Annotated in this window: 19 protein-coding genes; 12 read left to right on the forward strand and 7 right to left on the reverse strand. The window is 71.8% G+C overall.

Going from position 1 to position 25,840, the window contains the following annotated elements; translation table 11 throughout:
* Positions 1 to 213: 213 nt before the first annotated feature.
* From GA0070561_RS11800 to GA0070561_RS11810, 3 genes are all read right to left on the reverse strand, one after another.
* The gene (locus tag GA0070561_RS11800; protein ID WP_091399579.1) at positions 214 to 1,674 is read right to left on the reverse strand and encodes a P-loop NTPase family protein; all 1,461 of its coding nucleotides are present in this window, start codon (positions 1,672 to 1,674) and stop codon (positions 214 to 216) included.
* Positions 1,671 to 3,527, reverse strand: coding sequence for a dynamin family protein (locus GA0070561_RS11805; protein WP_091399580.1), 1,857 nt, complete (start codon positions 3,525 to 3,527; stop codon positions 1,671 to 1,673). Before GA0070561_RS11805 ends, GA0070561_RS11800 begins: the two co-directional genes overlap by 4 nt.
* A 115-nt stretch (positions 3,528 to 3,642) precedes the next feature.
* A complete protein-coding gene (locus GA0070561_RS11810; protein ID WP_091399582.1) occupies positions 3,643 to 4,524 on the reverse strand; it encodes an IniB N-terminal domain-containing protein in 882 nt (293 codons plus the stop codon).
* Between the two features lie 300 nt (positions 4,525 to 4,824).
* Here GA0070561_RS11810 and GA0070561_RS11815 point away from each other — a divergent pair, with 300 nt between their 5' ends.
* From GA0070561_RS11815 to GA0070561_RS11845, 7 genes are all read left to right on the forward strand, one after another.
* A complete protein-coding gene (locus GA0070561_RS11815) occupies positions 4,825 to 6,084 on the forward strand; it encodes an Hsp70 family protein (RefSeq protein ID WP_091399583.1) in 1,260 nt (419 codons plus the stop codon).
* Positions 6,085 to 6,089: 5 nt separating this feature from the next.
* The gene (locus GA0070561_RS11820; protein WP_208603741.1) at positions 6,090 to 8,651 is read left to right on the forward strand and encodes a LuxR C-terminal-related transcriptional regulator; all 2,562 of its coding nucleotides are present in this window, start codon (positions 6,090 to 6,092) and stop codon (positions 8,649 to 8,651) included.
* Positions 8,648 to 10,600 (forward strand): sensor histidine kinase, encoded by a 1,953-nt coding sequence (locus GA0070561_RS11825; RefSeq protein ID WP_141710361.1) that lies wholly within the window; start codon positions 8,648 to 8,650, stop codon positions 10,598 to 10,600. Before GA0070561_RS11820 ends, GA0070561_RS11825 begins: the two co-directional genes overlap by 4 nt.
* The gene (locus tag GA0070561_RS11830) at positions 10,597 to 11,046 is read left to right on the forward strand and encodes a roadblock/LC7 domain-containing protein (RefSeq protein ID WP_091399587.1); all 450 of its coding nucleotides are present in this window, start codon (positions 10,597 to 10,599) and stop codon (positions 11,044 to 11,046) included. Before GA0070561_RS11825 ends, GA0070561_RS11830 begins: the two co-directional genes overlap by 4 nt.
* Positions 11,024 to 11,404: a DUF742 domain-containing protein gene (locus GA0070561_RS11835; protein WP_091399588.1), complete on the forward strand. Its 381-nt coding sequence runs from the start codon at positions 11,024 to 11,026 to the stop codon at positions 11,402 to 11,404. Before GA0070561_RS11830 ends, GA0070561_RS11835 begins: the two co-directional genes overlap by 23 nt.
* A 74-nt stretch (positions 11,405 to 11,478) precedes the next feature.
* Positions 11,479 to 12,216 (forward strand): cellulose binding domain-containing protein, encoded by a 738-nt coding sequence (locus GA0070561_RS11840; protein ID WP_146758540.1) that lies wholly within the window; start codon positions 11,479 to 11,481, stop codon positions 12,214 to 12,216.
* A gap of 101 nt (positions 12,217 to 12,317) precedes the next feature.
* The gene (locus tag GA0070561_RS11845; protein ID WP_091399592.1) at positions 12,318 to 14,234 is read left to right on the forward strand and encodes a glycerophosphodiester phosphodiesterase; all 1,917 of its coding nucleotides are present in this window, start codon (positions 12,318 to 12,320) and stop codon (positions 14,232 to 14,234) included.
* 49 nt (positions 14,235 to 14,283) lie between these two features.
* On the opposite strand, the gene GA0070561_RS11850 is transcribed toward GA0070561_RS11845, so the two are convergent.
* From GA0070561_RS11850 to GA0070561_RS11860, 3 genes are all read right to left on the reverse strand, one after another.
* Positions 14,284 to 14,880, reverse strand: a complete 597-nt coding sequence (locus GA0070561_RS11850; RefSeq protein WP_141710362.1) for a hypothetical protein — start codon at positions 14,878 to 14,880, stop codon at positions 14,284 to 14,286.
* A gap of 125 nt (positions 14,881 to 15,005) precedes the next feature.
* Positions 15,006 to 15,554 carry an SLATT domain-containing protein gene (locus GA0070561_RS11855; RefSeq protein ID WP_112642952.1) on the reverse strand — a complete coding sequence of 183 codons (549 nt, stop codon included), beginning with the start codon at positions 15,552 to 15,554 and terminating at the stop codon, positions 15,006 to 15,008.
* A gap of 1 nt (position 15,555) precedes the next feature.
* The gene (locus tag GA0070561_RS11860; RefSeq protein ID WP_167362376.1) at positions 15,556 to 16,323 is read right to left on the reverse strand and encodes a glycerophosphodiester phosphodiesterase family protein; all 768 of its coding nucleotides are present in this window, start codon (positions 16,321 to 16,323) and stop codon (positions 15,556 to 15,558) included.
* Between the two features lie 240 nt (positions 16,324 to 16,563).
* Between GA0070561_RS11860 and GA0070561_RS11865 the strand changes: the two genes are divergently transcribed.
* The gene (locus GA0070561_RS11865; RefSeq protein ID WP_181539259.1) at positions 16,564 to 16,944 is read left to right on the forward strand and encodes a YccF domain-containing protein; all 381 of its coding nucleotides are present in this window, start codon (positions 16,564 to 16,566) and stop codon (positions 16,942 to 16,944) included.
* A gap of 142 nt (positions 16,945 to 17,086) precedes the next feature.
* Complete coding sequence (helR, locus tag GA0070561_RS11870; protein ID WP_208603742.1) at positions 17,087 to 19,234, forward strand: RNA polymerase recycling motor ATPase HelR; 2,148 nt, start codon at positions 17,087 to 17,089, stop codon at positions 19,232 to 19,234.
* Positions 19,235 to 19,370: 136 nt separating this feature from the next.
* On the opposite strand, the gene GA0070561_RS11875 is transcribed toward helR, so the two are convergent.
* Positions 19,371 to 21,452 (reverse strand): PQQ-dependent sugar dehydrogenase, encoded by a 2,082-nt coding sequence (locus GA0070561_RS11875; protein ID WP_091399602.1) that lies wholly within the window; start codon positions 21,450 to 21,452, stop codon positions 19,371 to 19,373.
* 397 nt (positions 21,453 to 21,849) lie between these two features.
* On the opposite strand from GA0070561_RS11875, the gene GA0070561_RS11880 reads away from it, so the two are divergent.
* Genes GA0070561_RS11880 through GA0070561_RS11890 form a run of 3 tightly spaced genes read left to right on the forward strand, consistent with a single transcriptional unit; the run spans position 21,850 to position 25,801 of the window.
* On the forward strand, positions 21,850 to 23,811 hold the full coding sequence (locus GA0070561_RS11880; protein ID WP_208603743.1) for a serine hydrolase domain-containing protein: 1,962 nt from the start codon (positions 21,850 to 21,852) through the stop codon (positions 23,809 to 23,811).
* Between the two features lie 41 nt (positions 23,812 to 23,852).
* Positions 23,853 to 25,148: a sensor histidine kinase gene (locus tag GA0070561_RS11885; protein ID WP_091399605.1), complete on the forward strand. Its 1,296-nt coding sequence runs from the start codon at positions 23,853 to 23,855 to the stop codon at positions 25,146 to 25,148.
* Entirely contained in the window at positions 25,145 to 25,801 is a 657-nt protein-coding gene (locus tag GA0070561_RS11890; RefSeq protein ID WP_091399607.1) for a response regulator, read from the forward strand. The genes GA0070561_RS11885 and GA0070561_RS11890 overlap by 4 nt, the downstream gene beginning before the upstream one ends.
* Positions 25,802 to 25,840: the final 39 nt, after the last annotated feature.

Here is a 25,840-nt window from a genome sequence, read left to right on the forward strand (position 1 = left end):
CATCCGTGAGAGCGTTATCTCCGCAGGTCAGGCACGACCGTGTGGAGTGAGATCGAATAACGGTTTTCGGGCCGCGATCCACATTCGGAGGGCCCCGTGCAGGTGCCCGCGCCCGTCGGCGGTTGCGCAAGGCCAACACTTCCGGTCCTGGCCAATGCCGGGGGCCCACCTCGAAAGACGGCCAACCACCGCCGCGATACGACGACCGGACGCTCAGCGCCCGCCTGCGGCCAGCTCGGCGATCATCCCCTCGCAACTGCGGACCACGACCTGAGCGCCGCGCCGCTGCGCCAGCGGGAGCAGAGGATCCTCCGCCCGGTCCCGCCACCGCCACTGCGCCTCGGAGGCGACCTCCCAGAGCTGCCGCACGTCGGCCTCATGCTCGACACCGAGCCGAGCCGCGAGGCCCACCCCGTCGCCGCCGACCAACCGTTGCGCCTCGGCGGCCAACTCCGCGTCGAACCCCAGCCGGGTGTTCCGCAGCGCCACCAGCAGACGCAGCTCCCGGAACTCGTGCGCACCGGCGAGGATCTGCTCCACCGCGCCCACCAGCTCGGTGGACCCCCGGGTGGGCTCGGCCCGCAGCAGCGCCTCCACCGCGGCCAGCGCCGACCGCGCCTTCAGGGCGTCGCGGCGATCGATGAAACAACGCGTCACCGACTCGCGCAGCTCGGTGAGACCGCTCCGCCGAATCAACTCCGCGGAGAGCTTCACCCGGCTGTCGAACCCGCTGCGCACCAGCGTGGCCGCCAGCCGGACACCGAAGACCCCGAACCGGCCCAGCAGCGCGGCGCGCACCTCGGTGTCCAGCCGTACCGGCAGCTCACCGCGGAGGAAGCGATCGGCGGAGATGAGGTGCGTGTCCAGTTCGGCCCGGGGCACCTGGGCCACTGTCGCGAGCGCGGCGAAATCCGATTCACCGAGCAGCCGGCCGGCCAGGCCGATCATGCCGCTGCATGCCACGACGTTGACGCTGAGCGCGTTCACTCTCGGGTCACGGTAGTGCCGGCGAGCGAGCTGGCGGGCCGTCAGCAGGCCGTCGATCCGGCCGCCGCCGGTCTCGTCGGCACGGGACAACACCATGATCACGTTGACCGGAGCGGACTGTCCGACGGCACTGTCCCGTGCGGACTCCAGCACCCGCAGGTCACTGTCGCGACCGTCGCGGGTCAGGTACAACACCGCGTCCGAGTCGCGCAGCACCCGCTCCAACACCGGTGCCCGGCCCGGCTCGGCGCCGCCGGTGACCGGCGGGGTGTCGATCAGCGTGATCTGCCGCAGCGCCCGCGTCGGCCACCGCACCACGATGTCCCGCACCTCCCCCGCACCCCAGCCCAGATCCACCCGCAGCCCGGTCGCCGACTTCACCACTGCCAACTCCTGCGGTGGCTGCCCGACCGGGAAGGCGGTGGCACGCGGCGCGGCCCCGTCCTCGTACCAGGTGAAGGCCCCGTCCGCCCGCTCGACCGGCGCGACCTCCTCGCCCATCAACGCGTTGAGCACCGTCGACTTACCCGATCGCCACTGGCCGACGATGGCGATCCGCAGCGGCTGCTCCAACCGGGCCACCTGTTGCCGAAGCTCAGCGACGGCCCGGGGATTGTCCTGGTACAGCTCGATGGCCTGGTGCAGCAACCCCCACGCCGCCTCGTCCAGGCGCACTCCCACCGTCATGCCTGCGGCTCCAGCAGCAGCGGGGCGGAACGGGCACCGGTCAACTGCTGAGCCTGCTCGTACACCGCCGCCAACCGGGTCATCTTCAACCGGATCTCGCGCTGCCGCTGCTCACGCAGGGAGGCATCGGTGTCGGCCTCCTGCTTCGCGCTGCGGAACGACTGCACGATGGCCTCCTGGAGCTCCTCGGTCAGCCCCGTGAAGTGGTCCCGCAGCATCCGCTGCACCTGCCGGGCGGCGTCGCGACAGTCTCGGATGATCCGGACGAAGAAGTCGTCGACGTGCCGCTGGATGGCCGTCTTGACCGTCGCCTGCCGACGACGGAGCAACTGCTTGCTCTCGTCACGAATGCTCTTGCCACCGAAGAGCGCCCCGATGCCGACCGAGACCGGATTGATCATCGGCATGCCGGCCAGGGTGGTCGCCAGACCGAACATCAGCATGCCGCCGTACGAGCCCTTCATGCCGGTGAACAGCTTCTGGCCGGTGGTGAACCGGTCGATCGTCGGCCGTTGCAGCTCGGGCAGCCGCTCGCCGATGTCGTCCGGCATCGTCATCGACCAGGGCGGCAGCACGTCGTAGCCGTACCGGTCGAAGTTGGCGGCCACCCGCCGGGCGATCCAGTCACAGCGCTGGATCAGCCACTCGTGGTTCGCCTCCGCCGCCTCCACCAGGCTCCGCTCCAGCCAGTCCTGAAAGGTGTCCCAGGCGACCAGCGGGTCGGCGGTGTCGAACGCCTCGTCCACCGCGCGCAGGATCTGCCGGGTCCGGTCACGCAGGTCGTACTCAAGGTCGGCGAGCAGGTCGGTGATCTCGTCGGTCAACGTGTTCTGCCACCGGGTGGAGCACCGGCGCAGCTCGTCGACCTCGCGCTGCGCCGCGTGCAGCCGGGAGATCGGCCCGGACTGCTCCTCGGCCTCCTGGGTCGCCAACTCGGCGCGCAGCGGCGCGGCCAACTGCTCCACCACCGTCCGGGCCACCGTCTGCACCGCCGCCCGGGCCAGGTGGTCGCCCTTGCCGGCCAGGTCGCGTTGCAGACGGGCGATCAGCGCGGGGAAACCCGACTCGGCGTTGAGCCCACGGTCGTCGGCCGCGGCGGCGCGCAGTCGCAGCGCCGCCGAGACCGGGATCAGCGTCGCCGGAACGCCCGCCTCGGCCAGGTGCTGCCGGTTGCGCTCGGCGACCGTACGCCAGTCCGCCACCAGATCGGTCTTGCTCTGCACCACCACCACGTTCGGATGCGAACGCATGATGTGCAGCAGCATGTTCAGCTCGGCGACCGACAACTCCCGAGTGGAGTCGGAGACCAGCAGCACGGTGTCCGCGCGGGCCGGTGCGGCGACCGAAGCGGCGGCGCCGATGCCGGTGACCTCGTCGGTGCCGGGAGTGTCCACCAGCACCAGCCCGGCACCGAGCAGGGCACGGGGCAGTCCGATCTCGACGTACGCCGGGCCGCCGCCCGGCCGACGTCCGACCAGGCCGGCCACGCCCGCCGCGACCTGGTTGAGCGCCACCGGGGTCCGCTCGACGGCCACCGCGTCGGCGGTGCCGATGGGGTGCCCCGGGGCTGGTGGGGGCGCCTGCGCCACCGCCGCGGTGGGGGCCTCGGCGTGCCGCACCACGGTCGGCAGGACGGTCGTCCGGCCGTCGCCGACCGGGCAGGCCGGAGCGTTGATGATCGCGTTGATCAGCTGACTCTTACCCTGGTTCGGCTCACCGACGACCAGGACACGCAGCGTCGGGTCCAGCAGTTGCGCGCGCTTCTGCCGCACCGTCTGAAGTAGGTCACCGCGACCGTGTGCAGTGCACGTGCGAGCGATCTCGTCCAGCACGTCCAACCAGATCCCGGCCATCACCGCACCAAGTGTGCGGATTTCGGCTCAATTATCAAGAGGGACCGGATGTGGAACCGGGAAGGGCCGGATCGCCCGAGACGATCCGACCCTCCGCTCCGACCGGAGATCCGGATCAGAGCAGACCGCCGGTGATACCCAGCAGCCCGTGATCGGACGAGGCGTGTGAGTCGCCGAGCACACCATCGGTGACCCCACCGGTCACGTCACCGACCGTGTCGGTGACACCGGGGAGGAGGCTGTCCACCTGGTGCGTCACGCCGCCCACCGTCGACGGCACGTCGAGCGGCGGGACCCCGCCGACGATACCGCCGCCGTGCCCGAGGCCCAGCCCGTTGAGGGTGTCGTCGACACCCAGCGAGCTGACGACCCCGCCGAGCTGACCGTGGGTGCCGGAGAGGACACCACCGGTCAGGTCGCCGCCGATCAGGTTCGAGTCAGTGACGCCGAGCAGACCGGTCGGGTCGCCGACGGTGCCGGTCACGTCACCGAGCACCGGGTCCGCGATCGCGTCCACCGGCTGCACCACATCGGCGTCGAGGGTGTGCGCCACGTCGGAGACACCGGCCAGGTCGGTGTCGAGGCCGGACGGGCCGACACCCAGACCGATGCCCGGCAGCACGGTGACCCCGGCGGCGGCGGTCGACGGGTCGACCGCGATGGCGCCGAGCACGCCGGCCTTGACGTCCACGCCACTGGGCGAGCTGGTGACGCTGATCTGCTGCGCCACGCTCTGCAACTGACCCACCACGTCGGTGCTGTCGGTGAGCAGCGGGTCCAGCCCGAGCTGCCCGACCGGCGAGGCCAACGGCGCGAGGCCCGCTCCCGGCGCGTAGTCGACGACCAGCGGCACGACGTCCTGCACGTCCGCAGCGGTGATGTCGGTGAGCCCGGCGCCCCGCAACGCACCCTCGGGGTCGAGGTCGAAGGCCGACCGCGCGTCCGGGTTCGTCAGTAGGTCGAGCACGAAGTCGTGGAGCGTCTGCTGCGAGTCCATGTGCCGGTTCTCCTCGGATGTGGCATTGGCGGGTGTCGTACGTCGACAGTGACGACGCTATTGCCGGGGCCCGCCCCCGGGCATCGGGGCTGAGCCCGCATCCGGGCCGGTTGAACTAGGGGCTCCGCCACCTCGTACGTTAGGGGGACAGGGGGAAACCGTCCCGGCGAGATTAGGGTCCCGACCAGGGACTGATCTCTGGTACGAACGTAGGAGCCCGCGGGGTTCGCCGGGGGTGGGTCGTCGGGCAGCCGACGCCATCGCCACCGACCGGCCGACTCACGGGGAGAGACAGAGACGATGCCGTACGTCCTGGGGATAGACATCGGAAGCAGCAACACGGCCGCAGCCGTCGCACGACGACGCGGCGCGACCTGGACCCGTCCCGAGGCCGTCCCGCTGCGCGCCGGCTCACCTCTCATGCCGTCGGTGTTGTGCCTGGCCGAGGACGGTTCGCTGCGCGTCGGCGAGCCAGTGACCGACGACGGCAGCCGCACCACCCGGGACTTCGTCCACCGGATCGGCGACGACGTGCCGGTGCTGCTCGGCGGCGAGCCGTGCGCGCCGCAGACGCTGACCGCCGAGCTGGCGGCGTGGGTGGTGGAGCGGGTCCACGCCCTGGAGGGTGGGGCGGCCGAGGCGATCGTGCTCAGCCACCCGGCGGGGTGGCGCCCCTACCGGCGGGAGGTGCTGCATCGGGCCCTGTCGGACCTCGGCCTACGGCACGTGACGTTGCTGCCCCGCACGGTCACCGTCGCCGAGAGCCACGCCGCTCGCGGGTTCGCGGGCAGCACGGCCGTGGTCTACGCCCTGGGGGGCAACAGTTTCGAGGCGGCTCTGGTGCGCCGCACCCCGCGCGGCACGTACGAGACGTTCGGCACCCCGCAGGGACTCGACTCGATCGGCGGCGCCGACTTCGACGAGGCGCTCGCCGAGCATGCTCGTACCGTGCTGGCCCGGGAGTTGGCCGCGACCGGGCGTCGCGGGGCCCAGGCCGCGCTGCGCGGGCTGCGCGCGGAGTGTGACCGGGTCAAGCGGGTGCTGACCGTCGACCTCACGGCCGACGTGGTGCTGACCCTGCCGACCGGCCCGGCGCGGGTGCCGGTGACCCGGGCACAGTTCGAGGCCATGATCCGCCCGACGGTGCAGGCCACCGTCGACCTCCTGCTCCGGGCCGTGCGCAGTGCCGACCTGACTCCTTCGCAGCTCGACGGCGTCCTGTTGGCCGGCGGCTCCACCCGGGTCCCGCTCGTGACCGAGCTGATCGGCGCGGCCCTCCCGGTGCCCGTCGAGGTGGAGCCGGACGCACAGTTGACCGCCGCCACCGGGGCGGCGATGGCCGCCTGTCAGGTGGTGTCACCACGCCCTCGCCAGCCGCCGCCGGCCCGCGTTCCGGCCCCGGTCAGCGGTGCCGGGCGGGCCACCCTCCCGGCACCACGCCGAGCCCATCACACCGTTCCGGGCGAACCGCCACCGCGGCCCCCGGTCCGGGTCCTCCCACTGGAACTGCCGAAGCCGTCCCGCCTGGCGCTGGCCCGCGGTCGTGGACGCGAAGGATAACCCCGATGATCATGAATGACCTCGCCGCACCAGGGTTGACCCTGGACAAGGGGTTGCAGGCGCTACTGGACACTGTCGCGCAGGACCCGACCGGCCCGCTCGCCGTCGGTGTCGCCGGCCCGGCCGGTCACGGAAAGACCGCGCTCCTCGCCGAGTTGGAGCGCATTCACCAGCGCGCCGGCATCGCCGTCCGCACGGCCGCCCCGGAGCCGGATGAGCCGGTCGACCCCGACACGGTGGTGCTGGTCGACGACGCACACCTGCTCGACGACGCGCGGACCGAAGCGCTGCTGCGTCTGGTCGCCGGCCGGCGACACCGGTTGGTGGTGGCCCACCGCCCGTGGCCCCGGTCGGCGGCGTTCAGTGAGCTGGTCGACGCCCTGCGACGCGACGGGCAGGCCGTGCTGCTCACGCCGTTCACCCGGGAGCAGACCGCCGCCTATCTCGCCACCACACCCGAGCTGGGCCGCCCCGCCGACCTGGTCGACTTCGTCCACACGCAGACCGCAGGCGTACCCCGGGACGTGGAACGGCTGGCCCGCGGCCTGGTCGGCCCGGAAACCCGGACCGGCACGGTGGACCCACCACGGTCCGTCATCCTCGAGTTCGGACCGGACCTGGACGTCCAGCCCGCCGCGGTACGACGACTGCTGCTCGCTGTCGCGGCCGGCGGGGCGCTGCCGGTGAGCATGCTCGGCGCGCTGCTGGGTCGAGACCCGGCCGGGGTGGACGAACTGATCGCCACGACCAGGGCGGCCGGGCTGCTCGGCGCCGACGGCCGGCTCGCACCGATCGTCCGGCAGGCGGTCGCGACACTCAGCCCCACCACCGAGCGGACAGCGGTCTGGCGGCGGCTCACCGAGTTGCAGCTCGCTCGGGGTGGCGCGGTGCTGCCGCTGGTCCGCTCCCTGCTCGCGGTCGGCGCGCTCGGCGACTGCCCGGCCGCGACCCTGGCCGCCGCGGCGGACGAGGCGCTGGCCGACGCGCCGGCGTTCGCCGCCGAACTGTTCGCGGCGGCCACGGCGGCTGGACAGCCGCCCAACGCGCGGCAGGCGCTCGCCGCCGCGCTCGCCGGTGACCTCGACGACGCGCTTCGGCTGGCGGACCGGCTCCTGGCCACGGCCGCTCCCCCGGAGCGCTCCGAGGCGGCCGTGGTCGCCGCCACCGCCCTGGCCCACCGTGGTCACGTCGGTCGCAGCGTCGAGCTGTTCCGGTGGTCGGGCACCGCCTCGGCGGCGGCCTTCGCCATCGTCGGCGGGCTGGCCACCGGTGACCCGGCCGCCAGCACCGAGTCACCGGCGGGTGACCCGGCGGGCGAGCCCCCGACCCTGCACGCCAGCGCCGCCCGACTGATGGCCAACGGTGTACGGGAGAGCGTGACCGGCCCGCCGACCGCCGCGCTCTCCGCGCTCGTGCAGGCCGCCGCGCTGCTGGAGCCGGACGGCCGGGCGGCGCTGCTGCCGGACAGCCCGGCGGCCCTCGCCGCGTTGACGGCGGTGCACTGCGGTGAGCTGGAAATCGCCGAGCGGGTGCTGCACCGCGCTCTGGGCGCCGGTGTCGGCGGCCCGCTGATGGCCCGCCGCCACCGGCTGTTGCAGGCCTGGATCCTGATGGTCCGTGGCGAGATCCACGCCGCCGGCGAGCGGCTCGCCACCGTGACGCTCGACGGGCGGCCACTGGAGTCACGCGACCAGCTCTTCGCCGCCGCGATCCGGATGGGCATCGGCCGGCGCAACAGTGACCTCGGGGCGCTCAAGCGGGGTTGGGGGCAGGCGCTGGAGGCCGTGGTGCGGCACCCCGTCGACCTGTTCACCCTGCTGCCGTTGGGTGAGATGGCCATCGCGGGCGCGCGGCTGGGTGACCTGGCCCGGCTGGAGCCGTACCTGCACCAGGGGCGTGCACTGCTCGACCGCCTCGGCAATCCACCACTGTGGAGTGTGCCGCTGCACTGGAGCGGGCTGCACGCCGCCATCCTGACCGGCGAGCCGACGATCGCCGACGAACACGTCGCGGCGTTGCTCGCCACCGCTGGCCACAGCCGGTACGCGGCCGTGGTCGCCGCCGCCGCGGAGAGCTGGGTGGAGGTGCTCCGGGGAGTCGTCGACCCGATCCGGGTGGAGGCCGCCGCCCGAGGGCTGCACGACACCGGGTTGTGCTGGGACGGCGCCCGCCTCGCCGGGCAGGCCGCCATCCGCACGGCGGACCGGCGGGCGATGACCACCCTGCTGGAGTGCGCCCGAGCGTTGCAGGGGCGGCCTTCCGGTGGGCAGAGCGGGCAGACACCGACGACCGGTGCGAGCACAGCACGGGTCGCCGGCCCCACCCAGCACGGTCTCAGCGACCGCGAGTACGAGGTCGCCGAGCTGGTGCTGGCCGGATTGACCTACCGGGAGATCGGCGATCGGCTCTTCATCTCGGCCAAGACCGTCGAACACCACGTGGCGCGGATGCGCAACCGGCTCAACTGCGCCAACCGCACCGAACTGCTGGCGCTGCTGCGCACCCTCGTCGCCGACCGGGCCAGCGACACGGCCGGGCAACCGTGGCCGCAGCGGGCGTCCCGATGACCCGTAACGACGTTCGGCTGATCCGGACCAGGCTGGCCGTGCTGGCCGCCGTGCTGATCACGCTCTGGTCGTACACGGCCTACGTGTCCAGCCAGGACGCCGTCGACCTGCTGCGCGTCCGGGCGCTGGCGGACACGCTGGGCCAGCCCATCGACCGCCTGATTCTGAGCCTGCAGACGGAACGCCGGATCACCGCCGAGACGATCGCCGGGGCGGGGCAGACGACCCCAGCGCTGGTCGGGGCCCGCGAAGGCACCGACCGGGCCGCCGCCGAGATCCGCGAGTTCACGAAGGGCCGTGACCTCCGGCTGCTCAGCGCCGGCAGCGTCCGCGACCGGGCCGGCGAGCTGGTCCGACGGCTCGACGGCCTGGGCACGACCCGATCCCAGGTCGACACCGGCCGGCTCGACCAGGGCGCGGCAGTCGACGGGTACGACGAGGTCATCGACGTCGCCTTCCGGGTGTACGGCCCGGAGTGGGGCGCGTACGAGAGCGGGTTGGCCGCCGACACCCGCGCGGTGATCGCGCTGGCCCGCGCCCGGGAGTTGCTCGCCCGGGAGGACACAGTGGTCAGCGCTGCCCTGACCGGTGCACGGCTCGGCGCCGACGAGCGGCGCCGGCTGACCGCACTGGTCAGCATCCAGCGGCACGCGTGCACCGAGGCCGCGGCCGGGCTTCCGCCCGACGGCCAGGACGAGCATCAGCGCCTCGCGGCCGGCCCCGAGTTCGCGACTCTGCTCGCCCTGGAGGACCGGCTGCTGCTCCAGCCCGGCACCGCCAACGCCCTGGCCGGTCTCACAATCCAGGGCTGGCGGGCCGCGGCGGACGCCGCCCTCGGCGCGCTGCAGACACTGGTGACGGACACCGCCCGCAGCAGCGTCGAGCGGGCCACCCCCGGTGCCGCCGTGCTCATCGCCCGTACCGGGGCCGTGGTGGGGCTCGGCCTCATCGTCGTGCTCGTGCTCCTGCTGAGCTGGGCGGGCACCGTCCGACGCCTGACCGACGAGCTGACCAGGACCGACGCCGACCTTCCGGCTCCGGTGCCGGGCACGCCGGCCGCAGCCCAGGAACCGGCGACGCCGGGGGGTGACGCCGAGCGGGAGCTGTTCCTGGGGCTGACCCGACGCAACCAGGTCCTGCTGCGCGACCAGCTCAGCCTGCTGGACGGGATGCAACGTCGGGAACGGTCCACCGAGGAATCCGGCGAGCTGTTCCACCTCGACCACCTCACCACCCGGGTCCGCCGCAACGTGGAGAAACTGATCACCCTGGCCGGCGCGACACCCGCCCGCCGCTGGCGACGCCCGGTGCCACTGCTCGACGTGGCGCGCGGCGCGGTCGCCGAGGTGCCGGACTACCACCGGGTCCTGATCGCGCCGCACTGGCCGTGGTCGCTCGCGGGGCCGGCCGTCACGGACGTCATCCACCTGCTGGCGGAGCTGATCGAGAACGCTCTTGCCTTCTCCGGGGCGGAGACCACCGTCCGGGTCAGCGGCGAACAGCGACCGCAGGGGTGTGCCGTCCTCGTCGTCGACGACGGGCCCGGCCTGGACGCCGCCGCGCTGGCCGAGGCGAACCACCTGCTCGGCAATCCCCCACCGGACGGCCCGCCCGCGGGCCTCGCCGGCTGGTACGCCGCCGCCGTACTCGCCGGCCGCTGCGGCGCCCAGGTCTCGCTACGCCCCAGCCGGCGCGGCGGAACGGCCGCCATCGTGCTCCTACCCTCCCGGCTGATCACGGTCGCCGACGCCGGCCGTGCACCGACAGACGCACCACCCGACAGCCCGTTCCCACCGGCCCGCACCGGCGCCGACCTGACCGATCCCAACGGCGACGGCGCGCTGCCGACGCGGGTCCGCCACAACGGGCCGACCGGCCCGGAACACGGCAGGACCAGCCTCGACACGGTTGAGTTGCCGGTCGCCAGAACAGCAAGGAGACAACAATGACGTCTGCAGTGGTCACCGAGGACGGCCTGACCGACGCCCTGAACAACCTGGTCGACCGGGTGCACGGTGCGGAGTTCGCAGTGGTGCTCTCACCGGACGGGCTGCCGCTCGGCGGCTCGCGGCGGGTGGGGGCGAAGCTGGCCGAGCAGATCTCCGGCGTGGTCGCCGGACTGATCGCGTTGGGGCTGGCGGCCACCCGGACCTGTGACGCGGGTCGGCTGCGTCAGGTAGTGGTGCAGATGTCGCGAGCGTTCCTGTTCATCGCCACCATCCCGAACGGGACCATCCTCACCGTGCGGATCGCCGGTGACGACGTCGAGGTCGGTGACATGGCGTACGAGGTGGCGCTCTTCGTGGGGCAGGCCGAACAGCACCTGCCGATCACGCTAGGCCCGGCCTCCTCGGTGACGATCGGGGACACTGGTGCACACCAGCGGCACCACTGACGAGGCGTGGTACGACGACGACGCGGGCCCGGTCGCCCGGCCCTACACGATGACCGGGGGGCGCACCGCGCCCGCACGCGGCCAGTTCGACCTGATCTCGCTGGTCGTCGCCCGGAGGGGGGTCACGCCTCCCACACCGCTCTTCCCCGAACAGGCGCGGATCGTCGAGCTGTGTCACCATCCAGTGTCGGTGGCCGAGGTGGGTGCCGAGTTGGATCTTCCGCTGGGGACGGTCCGGGTACTGCTCGGTGACCTGCTCGCGGCCGGGCTGATCGAGACGCACGAACCGCCGATGCTGTCGGAGCTGCCGACCGAGGATCTGCTCGAGGCGATACTCGTCGGGCTTCGCGGGTTGTGACCGGGCAGGCGCCACCCGCGACCCGGGCGGATCGTGGGCGCGCACCCGGCGACGAACTGAAGGAGAGACTGGCAGTGCCGGCAACACCACCCCAGCCACGCCGTACCGTGGCGATCATCCTGCTGGATCGGGTCGTGGCCCTCGTCACGGCCGCACGGCGGGTGCTCACCGGTCGGGAGGACGTCTCGCGGGCCACCTGGGTGGCCGTCGTCGCGGCGCTCGGGGTGCTGATCGCGACGGCCGTGTCCGTCGTCGGGGTGCTGCGTACGCCGGAGAAGCTGACGCCGGTGACCCTCGACCCGCCGCCGTCGGTCGAGCAGGTGGGCGCGTCGCCGTCCGGTACCCCCCGCGCGCAGGCGCGACCGGCGGTCACCAGCCCTGCGGTGCCCGCTTCCCCGCCCGCCTCGGCCTCCTCGGACCCACCGGCGGTCACGTCGTCGACCCGGCCCACGCCGACCGGTGCGACCGCCGAACCCACCCCGGCGGCCCTGGGCGCGGACTTCGCCATCACGGACAACGCCCTGCTCAGTTACGGCGCGACAGTGACGATCAGCAATCCCGGCTCGGTCCCGGCCCCGGGGTGGACGCTTGTCGTCACCCTGCCCCGGGAGTCGCTGGGGATCAGCGGGGTCGAGGGAGCGCAGGCCAGCCGGGACGGTGCGGTGTGGACGTTCGTGCCGGACCCGAACAGCGGTCAGGTGCCCGGCAGCGCCTCGGTCCGGGTGACGTTCCGGGTCAACGGCTCGTTGACCGGTTCCGCCCCCAAGGCGTGCACGATCGACGGGGTCGCCTGCTCCGGCCTGCCGAACTGACCAGTCCGGGACGCCCCGATCGAGCGCGGTACACCCGGCGTTCCGGCGGCAGCCATGCTTGATTGATCATCAGTTCGGGCGCGCTTCGTACCGTCGCGACCATGACTGTCCTACCCGCATCACCGTCGCGTCGCCGCGCCGGGTCACGCCTCGGCGCCCTGGGTACCCGGGCCGCCGCCTCCGTCGCCGTTCTCGCCGTCACCGGCGCTGCCGTCGCGGTCGCCGTCGCGACCTCGTCACCCGCCACCGCCGAGCCGGGCAGCGTCGTCGTCTCGGAGAACTTCTCGGCCGGGTCGCTGCCCGCCGGTTGGCACGCGGTCGACGGCACCTGGAAGGTCGAGAACGGCCGACTGTACGGAACCTCCGCCAGCTCCAGCGAGAACAACAAGATCACCTTCGGTCGGCACCTGAACGACTTCCGCCTCGAGGCGACCATGCGCTTCGAGTCGGTCTCGGCCGCCACCCGCTGGGCCTCGCTCGGCATCGACGTCCCCGCCAGCGGCGCGACCCCATGGTGGATCGCCACCATGCGCAGCGGCACCACAGCCGCCAACGGGCTCGAATTCGCCCAGCGGACCACTGCCAACGCCTGGGTCGTGACGAACACCGCCTCTGCCCCGTCCGCCGCCGGCACCGGCCGGGACGTGCGCGTCGCCGTCGAGGTGCACGGCAACCAGGCCCGCTGGATCTTCGACGGGCGGGAGGCGATGCGGACCAGCAGCCTCCAGCGTTCCGCCGACGGGGTCCAGGGGCTCTTCGTCAACGGCGCGACAGTGTCGTACGACGACGTCACCGTCACCGAGCTGGCGCCGAACGGCTACCTGCGCCCCGAGGGCAGCCCGTTCACAGTGATCGCCCACCGGGGCGCGTCCGCCGCCGCACCGGAGAACACCCTCGTCGCCCAGGAGATCGCCCGCAAGGGCGGCGCCGACTGGATCGAGAACGACGTCCAGCCGAGCAGGGACGGCATCCCGTTCATCCTGCACGACGGCACCGTCGACCGGACCACCGACGGCACCGGCAACATCCGGGACCTGACCGCCGCGCAGATCAAGGCGCTCGACGCCGGCTCCTGGTTCGGCCCGCAGTACGTCGGCGAGCGGGTGCCCACCCTCGCGGAGCAACTCGCCGACCTGCGGACGCGGGGCGGCAACCTGCTCGTGGAGATCAAGGGCAGGCACACCCGCGACGAGGTCGCCACGATCATCCAGGTGATCCGGGACGAGCAGATGATGGGCCGGGTCTTCATCCAGAGTTTCGAGGTCGACGCCCTGAAGTACACCTACGAGATCGCCCCCGAGCTGCCGCTCGGCCTGCTCCGCAGCACCCTTGACGCCGACCCGGTGGCGATCGCGAAGGAGCTGCACCTGACCGCGTACAACCCGGACGGCAACGCGCTGTTGGCCAAGCCGGAGGTCGTCGCCCCACTGCACGCCGCCGGGGTCGCCGTGATGGCCTGGACGATGGACTCCGCCGGCCTGTGGCAGCGGCTGGAGCGGATCGGCACCGACGCGATCATCACCAACCGCGCGGCGGAGCTGGTCGGCTGGAACTCGGCGTTCGTCCAGCGGGCCTCCGCCGACCCGACCGTGCAGATCACCTCGCCGGCCAACGGGGCTCGGCTGGACCGGGCACAGTCCCCGGTGATCGCGGTCGCCGCGACCAACGCGGACACCGTCACAGTGACGCTGGACGGTAAGAAGTCGGCCGCCGGGCGCAAGCTCGACCTGGCCAGGCTGACCGCCGGCCGGCACACCATCACCACCGAGGCGACCGGGCCCGAGGGCACCGCCACCGCGACCAGCACCTTCACCGTGACGGTGGGCCAGGCCGGCCTCGGCTACCTGATCCTCACCTCGGGCGCGGACCCGGCCGCCGTCACCGCGATGACCACCAAGCTGGCCCACGCCCAGTACGCCGAGCTGGCCACCTACGCCGACCGGCAGGCCGGCAAGCTGGTGCCGGCGGAGGTCGCCAGCGTCATCGCCGCCGACGCCCGCACCCTCGCTCTGAAGTAGAGGTTCGAAGGGTGGCGCCGGTCCGAGGGGCCGGCGCCACCCCGAGTCCTCAGGGGACGGGCACGGGCGACTCGGCACGCTCGTCCTGCTGTCGCACCAGCGGCAGCGCCGGGACCAACGCCAGCGCCATGCACAGGCCACCGAACGGAAGCAGGTCGAGGGTGACCGCCGGCAGGACGATCCCGGCGAGGAGCAGCGGCACACTCCACCACGGCAGCCGCCGTCGGGCGGCGAGCATGCCCGTGAGGACGAGCAGGCCCAGGAAGAAGAACTGGGGTACGACGTCGTAGAAGGCCACCTCCACACCGGGGATGTCCTTGAATTCCGCGCCGAGCCTCGACATCTCCGCCCGGTCCTCGGCCAGCAGCCCCTCGACGATGTCCGCACCGAACTGCACCATCGTCGCGGCGAGGCCGACCAATGTGCCGATCACCACCCCGGTGCGCCACGGACTGCGGGGCAGCAGGCGGGACAGCGCGAGCACACCCGGGACGAAGCACACCATGCCGGCGAGAGCGACCAGGTGGGCGGCCTGCCAGTCGAGCCCGGGGCCGTACACCCCGTCGGATCTTGCCCACAGCCGGACCAGGCCGTAGGCCACGATGCCGACCGGTCCGGCGATCACGTAGAGCACAGCGCGTTTCATGCCAGCCAGCATGTGGCCGCCGACCCCGGCCGGCCTCCGGGAGGTTCCCTCGGGTCGCCCTGGCTTTCGTCTCAGGTCTTCCACCGAGCAACCCCGAGACCCGCCCGACCACCACGTGCCGGCGGTCAGGGACGAAATGGCTTGCCGGTCAGCGCGGATTCCTCTGGAAACGCCAACGAGCTGAAGAACTTCTCCGTCTCGGCACTGCGGATGCCCTCGATCTTCACCAGCAGCACCTCTGTCGCCGCGTACGCGCGCTGCTCGCGCTCGGCCGGATCAGCGGTTGCCTCGGCGCGACCGAACGCGAGTCTCCACTGGCTGCTCGCCTCGATGAGGGCGAAATGGGTACGCCGCAGCAGTGCCCACATCTGATCCCACTGATAAAAGGTGCGTAGCGCGGTGGCCGTGGCGATGACCACGCCCGAGACCGCGATTACCAGGTTCTTACCCGGATAGCTGAAGCCGGCGAGCAGTGGCAGTGACGCACTGACGACGATGACCAGGATGCCGGTGAAACGAAACAGTCGGCGGTGCCATTTCGCCCGCCAGTCGTAATGGTCCCTGAGCTTGTTGATGCTTTCTTCGGCCAACGCGCGGTAGACCTGCAACGGATCGCCGGGAGCGCCGTTCTGCGACTCGGCGAACAACCCGCTCTGTCCTTGGTCAACAGACACGTCACGATGCTAGATGCTGGCCATGCGACGGTCTATAGCCCGAGAAAACGATGTTGTCGGAGTATTGACGGGCGAACATCTCCCGCTCCGGTGAGGCGACTGGCCAGGAAATCACCGGAACACCGCGGCGACGCCACCACGCCGTCAGATTGGACGGAAATGCGTCCACCTCGTAGGCCAGAAAATCAGGCCGGGTGACCAGGTTGCTGACCATACTGCGACCCACCATCCGGGTCAGCGGCCCGGCGGTGCGCAGCAGGCCGCAGATGCGCCCCACCGGCACCCGGCGGTGCGGCGGCAGCTTTCGCACCGCGACCCGCAGCGCCGCCACGAGCAACGGGTCGAAGGATTCGACCGCGTAACGCCCCGGGTAGTCGGCGGTCTGTCGCAGCACCTCGTCGACGAGATCGAAGTTGAGGGCGAGCGTCGGCCGTTTCAGCTCGATCAGCAGGGGCACCCGGCCGGCGACCAGGTCCAGCACCTGCGACAGCGTGGGTACCCGCTGGTCGGTGCCCTGCAACCGGAGCCGCTGCCGATCGGCCGGGGTCAGCTCCGCGGTGGCGATCGCCGCACCGGTGAGCGCGGTCAGGTCGTAGTCGTGGACGACAACGAGCTCGCCCGAGCGGGTGAGCTGCACGTCCAGTTCGCAGGCGTAGCCGGCCTCGGCGGCCGCCTCGAACGCCGCCAGCGAGTTGGCGGGTCGATCGTCGCCGGTCAGCCCGCGGTGCGCGATCGGGATGTCGAGCAGCCAACGGTCGTCGGACGACACGCGATCCTCCTGAGCTTCCGGGACCGGGTTACCGCACTCCGGAGCAGGCCGTGGAAGGGTTTTCGCGTACCTTACAGCGGCCGGTCCCGCGGCGGCGGTGGGCGGCGCCGTCGATGTCGCGGTCCTCGTGCTCCCGGTGGTACGCGCGCTCAGCGGTCGCTGATGAGGGGGGTAGTCGTCGCTGGTGAGCGGGGAACGGGGCGAGCCGACCGGGTGGCGAGCATGTTTCATGCTGGAGTGGTGATTCGTTTCGTACTGAATGTGCTGTGGCTCGTCTTCGGCGGCGGCCTCGTGCTGGCGGTCGGCTACGGCATCGCCGCGCTGATCTGCTTCGTCCTGGTCATCACCATCCCGTTCGGCGTCGCGTCGCTGCGCCTGGCGGTCTACTCGCTGTGGCCCTTCGGCCGCACCCTGGTACCCAAGCCGGGCGCGGGCGTCGGCTCCGGCGTGGCGAACATCCTCTGGGTGGTGCTGGCCGGATGGTGGCTGGCGCTCTCCCACATCCTCGCGGGCATCGCCCTCTGCGTCACGATCATCGGGATCCCGTTCGGCATCGCCAACTTCAAGCTCGTTCCGGCCGCGTTCTGGCCCCTCGGCCGCGAGGTCCTCGACGTGCCCTGAACACGGAAAACGGGAGACACCTGGTCTCCCGCCACTTCTAACTTATACCGCACTGGGGGGCTTGCGGCAAGACCCCGTTTATGACGCAGAATCGTCGGCCGAGGCCAAATTCTGCCGAAATGGAAGTCATGAATTGGATTCCTTGCCCACCTCCGTGTTCGAACTTCCCGATCACCTCGCCCCCAAGGCCGACCCGGCGCTCATCGCCCACGACGAGCGGCACTTCGCGGCCATGGCGCAGGGCCTCGCGCAGCTGAGCGCGGAGCTGTCCGACCGTCTGGACACCGCTCGTCGAGCGCCCGGCGGCAAGGGCCGGCAGGCCGTCGACCGGGACGAGGAGGTCCGTCGGCTGACCGCCCGCCTGCGCTCGCTGAGCCGCTACGGGCTGGACCTGTGCCTCGGCCACGTGGTCGAGGCGGACAACCCCGAGCCGGTGTACGTCGGACGTCGCGGTCTCACCGACAGCACGGGCCGGCGGCTGCTGCTCGACTGGCGCTCACCCGCCGCCGAGCCGTTCTTCGGCGCGACACACGCCAACCCGATGGGTCTGGCGAGCCGCCGCCGGTACCGCTGGACCCGCGGCCGGATCAGCGACTACTGGGACGAGGTGTTCACCCCGGACGGGTTCGTGGGGCACGCCGTCGCGCTCGACGACCAGTCCGCCTTCATCGCCAGTCTGGGCAGCGCCCGGTCGGCCCGGATGCGCGACGTGCTCAGCACGATCCAGGCCGACCAGGACGCCATCATCCGGGCGGGGTCGGCCGGTGCCCTCGTGGTCGACGGTGGTCCGGGCACCGGCAAGACCGTCGTCGCCCTGCACCGCACCGCGTACCTGCTCTACTCCGACCCGCGTCTCGGTCAGCGCCGGGGTGGGGTGCTCTTCGTGGGGCCGCACCAGCCCTACCTGGCCTACGTCGCCGACGTCCTGCCCAGCCTCGGAGAGGAGGACGTGCAGACCTGCACCCTGCACGACCTCGTTCCCGAGGGGGCCACGGCAACCGCCGACACCGACCCGGAGGTGGCCCGGCTGAAGTCCTCGGCCGAGCTGGTCCGGGCCATCGACGCGGCGGTGCGGTTCTACGAGGACCCGCCGACCGCTCCGATGACGATCACGGTCGGCGACTCCGACGTCCGGTTGAGCGCCGACGACTGGGCCGACGCGTTCCAGGCACCGGGCCCCGGCACCCCGCACAACGAGGCGCGCGAGGAGATCTGGGAGGAGTTGCTCACGATCCTCGTCGACCGGTACGACGGCGAGGAGCCGGACGACGTGCTCCGCGACTCGCTGCTGCGTAACCGGGAGCTGCGGGCGACTGTCAACCGTGCCTGGCCGTTGCTCGACGCGGCCGATCTCGTGGGTGACCTGTGGTCGGTGCCCGCGTACCTGCGCAGGTGCGCGCCGTGGCTCAGCGCGGCGGAGGTCCGCAAGCTGCAACGCGACGAGCCCCGGGCCTGGACCGTGTCCGACCTGCCGCTGCTCGACGCGGCCCGACAGCGGCTCGGCGACGCGGAGAGGTCGGGGCGCACCCGTCGGCGCGACCCGGCCGCCGCCGTGGAGCGCGAGCACATGGCCCGGGTCGTCGACGAACTGCTCGCGGCCGACACCTACGACGACGGCGAGGGTCTGCTGGCGATGCTGCGCCAACCCGACCTGCGCGACGTCCTGGTCGACGAGTCCGCGCTGCCGGACGTCGACCCGGACCTGCTGGCCGGTCCGTTCGCGCACATCGTCGTGGACGAGGCGCAGGAGCTGACCGACGCCCAGTGGCAGATGCTGCTGGCACGCTGCCCGTCGCGCAGCTTCACCATCGTGGGCGACCGCGCCCAGGCCCGGCACGGGTTCACCGAGTCGTGGCCGGAACGCCTCAAGCGGATCGGGCTCGACCGGGTCACAGTGGCCTCGTTGGGCATCAACTACCGGACGCCGGCGGAGGTCATGGCGGAGGCCGAACCGGTCATCCGGGCCGTGCTCCCCGACGCAAACGTGCCGACCTCCATCCGTGGCAACGGGCTTCCCGTCGTCCACGGATCGGTCGCCGACCTGGTGTCGATCCTCGACACCTGGCTCGCCGCGCACACCGACGGGATCGCCTGCGTCATCGGCGACCCGACGTTCCCGCCCACCGCCCGGGTCCGGTCACTGAGCCCGGAGCAGGCCAAGGGGCTGGAGTTCGACCTGGTCGTCCTCGTCGACCCGGAAACCTTCGGCACCGGCATCTCGGGGGCGGTCGACCGCTACGTCGCGATGACCCGGGCCACCCAGCAACTCGTGCTCCTGACCAGCGACTGAGGGCATGCCGCCCGACCGGGTTCGGGAGCACCCCGGGCCATGTGGCACTCATCGGCGGTATACCGCTGAGGAATATTCATTCCTCAGCGGTATACCGCTCTCCAGCCACATCGCCCCTACTGCATTCGATCAGGGCCTAGTTGCCGAGCGTGACGTGCAGGATCCTCTCGTTGCTGTTGTTCGGGGTGCTGTCCTTGTCACCGACGTTGGTGGTGGTCAACCACAGCCCGCCGTCGGGAGCCGGCTCCACCGTCCGCAACCGACCGTAGGTGCCACTGAAGTACGTCTGCACGTTCGTCAGGCTGCTGCCGCTGATCACCGCGCGGTACATCCGAGCGCCTCGGGCGCAGGCCACGTAGAGAGCGTCGCGCACGATCGTGATGCCGGAGCAGGACCCTTCGGCGGTCGGATAGGTGCGCGCCGGCGCGATGAACCCGGCCGTGCCGCAGGCGCCACTGGTGCCCTCGCATGCCGGCCAGCCGTAGTTTCCACCCTTGGTGATCAGGTTGGTCTCGTCCATGACCGAGTTGCCGAACTCCTGCTCCCACAGCCGGCCCTGCGAGTCGAACGCCAACCCCTGCGGGTTGCGGTGGCCGTAGCTCCACACGTAGTTGCCGAACGGGTTGTCCGAGGGGACGGTGCCGTCCGGGTTGAGTCGCAGGATCTTGCCTTCGAGGCTGGACCGGTCCTGGGCGTAGTTGCCGTTCTGGGCGTCGCCGGTGCTGGCGTACAGCTTGCCGTCCGGGCCGAACCGCAGGCGACCACCGTCGTGGTACTTGTTACGCCGGATGCCGCTGAGCAGGACCTGCTCGCTGGCGGTGTTGAGTCGCCCGTTCTCCAGCCTGATCCGGACGATGCGGTTGTCGGCCGGCGAGGTGTGCATGATGTACAGCCAGCGGTCGCTGGAGTAGCTGGCCGAGATGGCGAGCCCCAACAGGCCACCCTCACCGTCGGTGCTCTGCACGTTCGGCACCGTGCCCAGGTTGGTCCTGGCCCCGGTGGTCGGGTTGAGCTGGATGATGTCGTGCGCGTCGCGGCGGTTGTAGAGCACGCTGCCGTCGGGCAACGTCACCAGACCCCACGGGATGTCGGTGTCGGTGGTGACCTGCCGCACCCCGCACACCGGGTTGGCGCACGCCGCGCCGGTGGTCACCGTCGCGGTGCCGCTGCGCGACGACGCGTTGTCCTGCGCGTCCCGAGCCACCACGTAGTACTGGTAGGAGGTGTTCGCCGCCAGACCGCTGTCGGTGAACGTGGTCGCCGGCGGCGCACCGGTGACCGTTCCCACCTTCGCGCCGGCCCGGTAGACGTCGTACGCCCGCACCCCGATGTTGTCGGTCGACGCGGTCCAGCGCAGCGTCACAGTGGTGCCCGAGGCGGTGCCGGTGAGCTGCTGCGGCGCCGTCGGTGGCTGACTGTCGGCCTGACAGGGCGGCGGAGTGATCGACACGGTGGCGCTCGCCTGCGACACGTTGCCGGCGGCGTCGCGGGCGTTGACGTACAGGCCCCAGGTCGCCCCGGGCACCACGGTGAGGTTGGTGGAGAGCGCCGTGCCGCTCACCGACGTCATCAGCTGGCCGTCGTGGTAGATGTCGTAGAAGGCCACCGCGACGTTGTCCGTCGAGGCGTTCCACGCGAACGTCACCGAATTGCAGGTCAGGCCGCTGACCCGTGGGCTGCCCGGCGCGGTCGGCGGCTGGCTGTCGGCGCTGCCCAGCGACGTCGTCCACCGCTGGTTGGACTGCCCGTTGCAGGTCCAGAGACCGACGGTGGTGCTGTTGGTGGTGCCCGCGCCGGTCACGTCCAGGCACAGGCCGGACTGGACCCCGACGATGGTCCCGGAGGTGGTGATCCGCCAGCGCTGGTTGGCCCCGCCGGTGCAGCCGTTGATCTGCAGCGCGGCCGGGGCGGTGGTGTCCTGGCCGACGACGTCCAGGCACATCGTGTCGTCGTAGACCCGCAGTTCACCACTTGAGGTGAAGGTCCACGCCTGGTTGGCCTGGCCGTTGCAGTCGTAGATGTTGATGCCGGCACCGGCGGTCCGGACGTTGCCGACCACGTCCAGGCAACGACCGCTGGCGACGCCGACGACGGTCGACGGCGCCGCGGCGGCCGCCGGCACACCGACGGCCAGGCTCAGCAGCGTCACCGCCGCCATCGCCAACGGCAACAGCCGCCGTCGTGAGCGGGGTGGGTTTCTCCGCGCGATGACTCGCATCCGTCCTCCAGGCTCAGGGCATCGACCGGCCCACCCAGACGACCAAGCGCCCGACCACGCCGAACAGACACATCGACCATCAAAGATGCGTTCCGCGTACATGTCAAACGATGTCCCCCGATCGGTGGGCAAACCCGTAGATCGCGTACGGGGCGGCAGCGGCGGCACCTTTCGGCGTACCCGCTTCCTCCTCAGGTCGTAGACGTAGTGCCGTCCTGCGCCAGATGGCGGGGGGCGATCGCTCGAACAGGCTTGTCACCAAGGCATCGGGTGACGCCGCACGGACCTGCTCCGGACACCCGTTCGCCAGGAAAGGTACTGGCAGACGATGCGTTCTCTTCCGCTTCACGCACCCGGCTCACCCCGAAGCGCCCGGCCTCTCGTCCGACTCGGCGCGGTGCTGGCGACCGCTGTCGTCCTCGCCGTGAGCGCCGTCGGCTGCGGCACACCGCAGCACAACCCGGCACCGCCCATCAACGGTCCGGCGGCACCCGCGAGCGGGACGGCGTCCGCCCTGACGGGCGCCGACGTCAACGCCTGGCTCGACGGCCTGCTGCCGGCCGCGCTCGACCGTACCGACATCGCGGGAGCCACTGTCGCCGTCGTGAACAACGGCAAGATCCTCACAACCCGGGGGTACGGGTACGCCGACACCGGCGCCGGCGGGAACGCGGCCGTACCGGTCGACCCGGACCGGCATCTGTTCCGGATGGGATCGGTGTCGAAGCTCGTCACCGCCACCGCGGTGCTGCAACTCGTGCAGAGCGGGAAGCTCGACCTCGACGCCGACGTCAAGACGTACCTCGACTTCGAACTGCCCCTCCGCTACGAGCGGGCCGTCACCCTGCGGCACCTGCTGACGCACACCGCCGGCTTCGAGGAGCGGATCGCCGGCCTCATCGGCACCAACGGCGGTGACCTCAACCTGCGCAGGGCCCTGATGACCGACCCACCGGAGCAGATCTACCAGCCCGGCACCGTCCCCGCGTACTCCAACTACAGCAACGCGCTCGCCGGCTACATCGTCGAACGCGTCAGCGGGACGCGCTTCGAGGAGTACGTCCAACGCAATGTCCTGGACCGCGCGGGCATGCCGTCGTCGACCTTCGAGCAGCCCCTCCCGGCGGCGCTGCGCGACCGGGTGTCCAACGGGTACGACACCTCCGCCGGGCCCGCCGCGCCGTTCGAGATCGTCGGTACGCCCCCACCCGGTGCGCTGAGCGCCCCGGCGACGGACATGGCGCGTTTCATGCTCGCCCAGCTCGGCGAGCCGGTGGGCTTCGCGCCCCTGCTGGACCAACCGACCCGTGAGCTGATGCAGCGGCCGGCACTCGACGCGACGTCGTTGGGCACGCTGGCCGACGGGCCCCGGATGACCCTCGGATTCTTCGCCGAGGACCGCAACGGCCACCGCATCCTCGGTCACGGCGGCGACACCAAGTACTTCCACTCCCACCTGCAGATCTACCCCGACGACCGGGCCGGCATCTTCCTGTCGCTCAACAGCAACGGCTCCGGCGCCCTCGACAGCCACGAGCTTCGCGAGTCGATCGTGAACGGCTTCGCCGACCGCTACTTCCCCGCCCGCGACGACCAGCCGACCGCCGGCGTGGACCCGGCGACCACCGCCAAGCACGCCGCGCTGGCCGCGGGCACGTACGAGTCCTCGCGAGCGATCCAGAGCAACTTCCTGACGGCGATCGGTCTGGTCGGTCGGACCACTGTCAGCGTCGCCGACGGTGACCGGTTGCTGGTGGAGCCAGGCCCGCTGTCGGACTCCCCCGCCCTCTACGAGGAGGTGGCGCCCTGGGTCTGGCGCGAGGTCGGCGGGCAGCGCACGATCGCCATGCGGGCGACCGACGACCGGGTCGAGGCGATCAGTTTCGACTCCGCGTTCGCGTTGCTGCCCGTCGAGCCCGCCCGCGCCTGGGTGGTGGCCGTCCCGGTGCTGGCCCTGTCCACCGTCGTGCTGCTGCTCACCGTCCTGTCCTGGCCGGTCGGCGCGATCGCCCGCCGTTGGCTGGGCAGCGCTCGCCGGGAGCGGGCGGGGCGCACCGCGCGGATCCTGAGCCGCGTCGCCGTCGCCGGCACGCTGCTCGCGTTCGCCGGCTGGGTGCTGAGCATCGGCAGCATCATGGGCCTGCAGGACGTTCCCGGGCCCGTCCTGCGCGCCATTCAGGTGCTGCAACTGGTCGGTCTGCTCGGAGTGCTGCCCGCCGCGGTCCGGCTGATCGACGACGTGCGCCGCCACCTCGGCTGGCGGCGGATCACCGCCAGCGGACTGATCCTGTTCGCTCTCGCCGGCGCGGGCTGGTTCGCCGTGGAGTTCCACCTGCTCGCGCCTAGCATCTCCTACTGACCCGCCGACCCGGGACGATCCGGAGCAAGGATGCGCACCCCATGAGGGACCACGCCGACACCGAACCCGGCACACCACGACTGACGAAGTGGCTCGACGGACGGCTCACCCGGCTCGGGGTGACCGGAGTGTTCCCACGGGACTGCCTGCTGGCCGCGGTGCTGACCGTCCTGACGTTCGTACTGCTCACCGGGCTGTTCTGGTTCGTGGCACCGGAGGACGGGGTGTCGTTCGACCCGGCGCGGGCCTGGCTGCTCGTCGCCATCTGCTGCGCGCAGGCGATGCTGCTGTGCCTGCGTCGGGTCCGGCCACTGCTCTGCCTCGCGCTCGTCGTCGGCCTCCAACTGCCCATCATCGGCTTCTCCCTGCCCGAGGCGACCATCCGGGGCCTCGCACCGTTCGTCGCGGCGTACACCGTCGGGTCGTTGCTGCCGGTTCGGCGTGCACTGCTGGCCGTCAGCGCGGTCGTGGCGGTGGAGTCGATCGGGGCGGCCGTCGTGGTGACCCCGGATCTGCTGACGGCCATCGCGTACGTCTCGGCGAGCGCCCTGACCTACGCCGGCGCGACCTTCGTCGGCGGCTACGTGGCCACCTACCGGCGCTACGTCGAGTTGGTCCGGGTACGGGCGGACGAGGCGATCCGGGAGCAGCGCACGAAGGTCCAGGCGGCGATCGGCGCGGAGCGCTCCCGGATGGCCCGGGAGCTGCACGACGTGGCCGCGCACCACCTCTCCGGCATGGTCGTCCAGGCGGCGGCGGTCGAGCGGCTGATCGACCGGGACCCGGCGGCCGCGAAGGCCGGTGTGGCCTGGATCCGCAGCCAGGGCAAGGAGACCCTGGACAACCTGCGGCTGGTTGTCGGTGTGCTGCGCGGCAGGCCCGGGCACGAGGGCGGCGACGGTCCCACCCCGGTTCCGGGGCTGGGCATGCTCGACGATCTCGTCCGCACCGCGGGCAACCTCGCCGGCCCGGTGGAGTTCGTCCGGGAGGGCGAGCAGCGCGAGGTGTCGCCGATCGCCGACGTGGCGCTCTACCGGATCGCGCAGGAGTCGCTCAGCAACGCCCGCCAGCACGCCCCGGGCGCTGCGGCGCGGGTGGTGCTCCGCTTCGAGTCCCGCTCGGTGTCGCTGGAGGTGGTGAACGAACCCGCCGCGCCGCGACGCGTACCGGCGGCACGGACCGGTGGCGTCGGCCTGGTGGGCATGCGCGAGCGCGCCCAGCTGATCGGGGCGACCTTTACCGCCGGTCCGACGGCGGCCGGTGGCTGGTCGGTCGCCGCGACACTGCCGACGAACGGTCCCGCCGCATCGCGCCCGAAGGAAGAGGCCCCAGCATGATCAGAGTGATGCTCGTCGACGACCAGGCGGTCGTCCGCGCCGGCTTCCGCGTCATCCTGGAGCAGGCCGGCGAGATCGAGGTCGTGGCCGAGGCGTCGAACGGGTCGGCCGCCGTCGAGCTGGCCCGCCGGCTGCAACCGGACGTCATCTGCATGGACGTCCGGATGCCGCACGGCGACGGGCTCACCGCGACCCGGCAGATCGTCGCCGAGGCGACCGGTACGCCACCGGCGGTGCTGGTCGTGACGACCTTCGACCTCGACGAGTACGTCTTCGGCGCGTTGGAGTCCGGCGCCAGCGGGTTCATCCTCAAGGACTGTGAGCCCGAGGAGCTGATCGAGGCGATCCGTCGCCTCGCGAGCGGGTACGGGCTCGTCGACCAGGCCGTCACCCGTCGGGTGATCTCGGAGTTCGCCAGGCGTACGCCCGCTCCTCGCTCGGACGCGGCGGCAGCGCACCAGCTGACCGCGCGGGAGACCGAGATCGTGGAGCTGCTCGCGCAGGGCCTGTCGAACGTCGAGATCGCCGAGCAGCTCTTCATCGAGACCAGCACCGTCAAGTCGCACCTCGGGCGCGCGATGGCGAAGATCGGCGCACGGGATCGACTACAGACCGTCGTCTGGGCGTACCAGAACGGGGTGGTCCACCGGTGACAGCGAGCCTGGTCCCCTGCCTGGCGGCGGTGGGTCCAC

The organism is Micromonospora saelicesensis, from assembly GCF_900091575.1.
GTDB lineage: Bacteria > Actinomycetota > Actinomycetes > Mycobacteriales > Micromonosporaceae > Micromonospora > Micromonospora saelicesensis.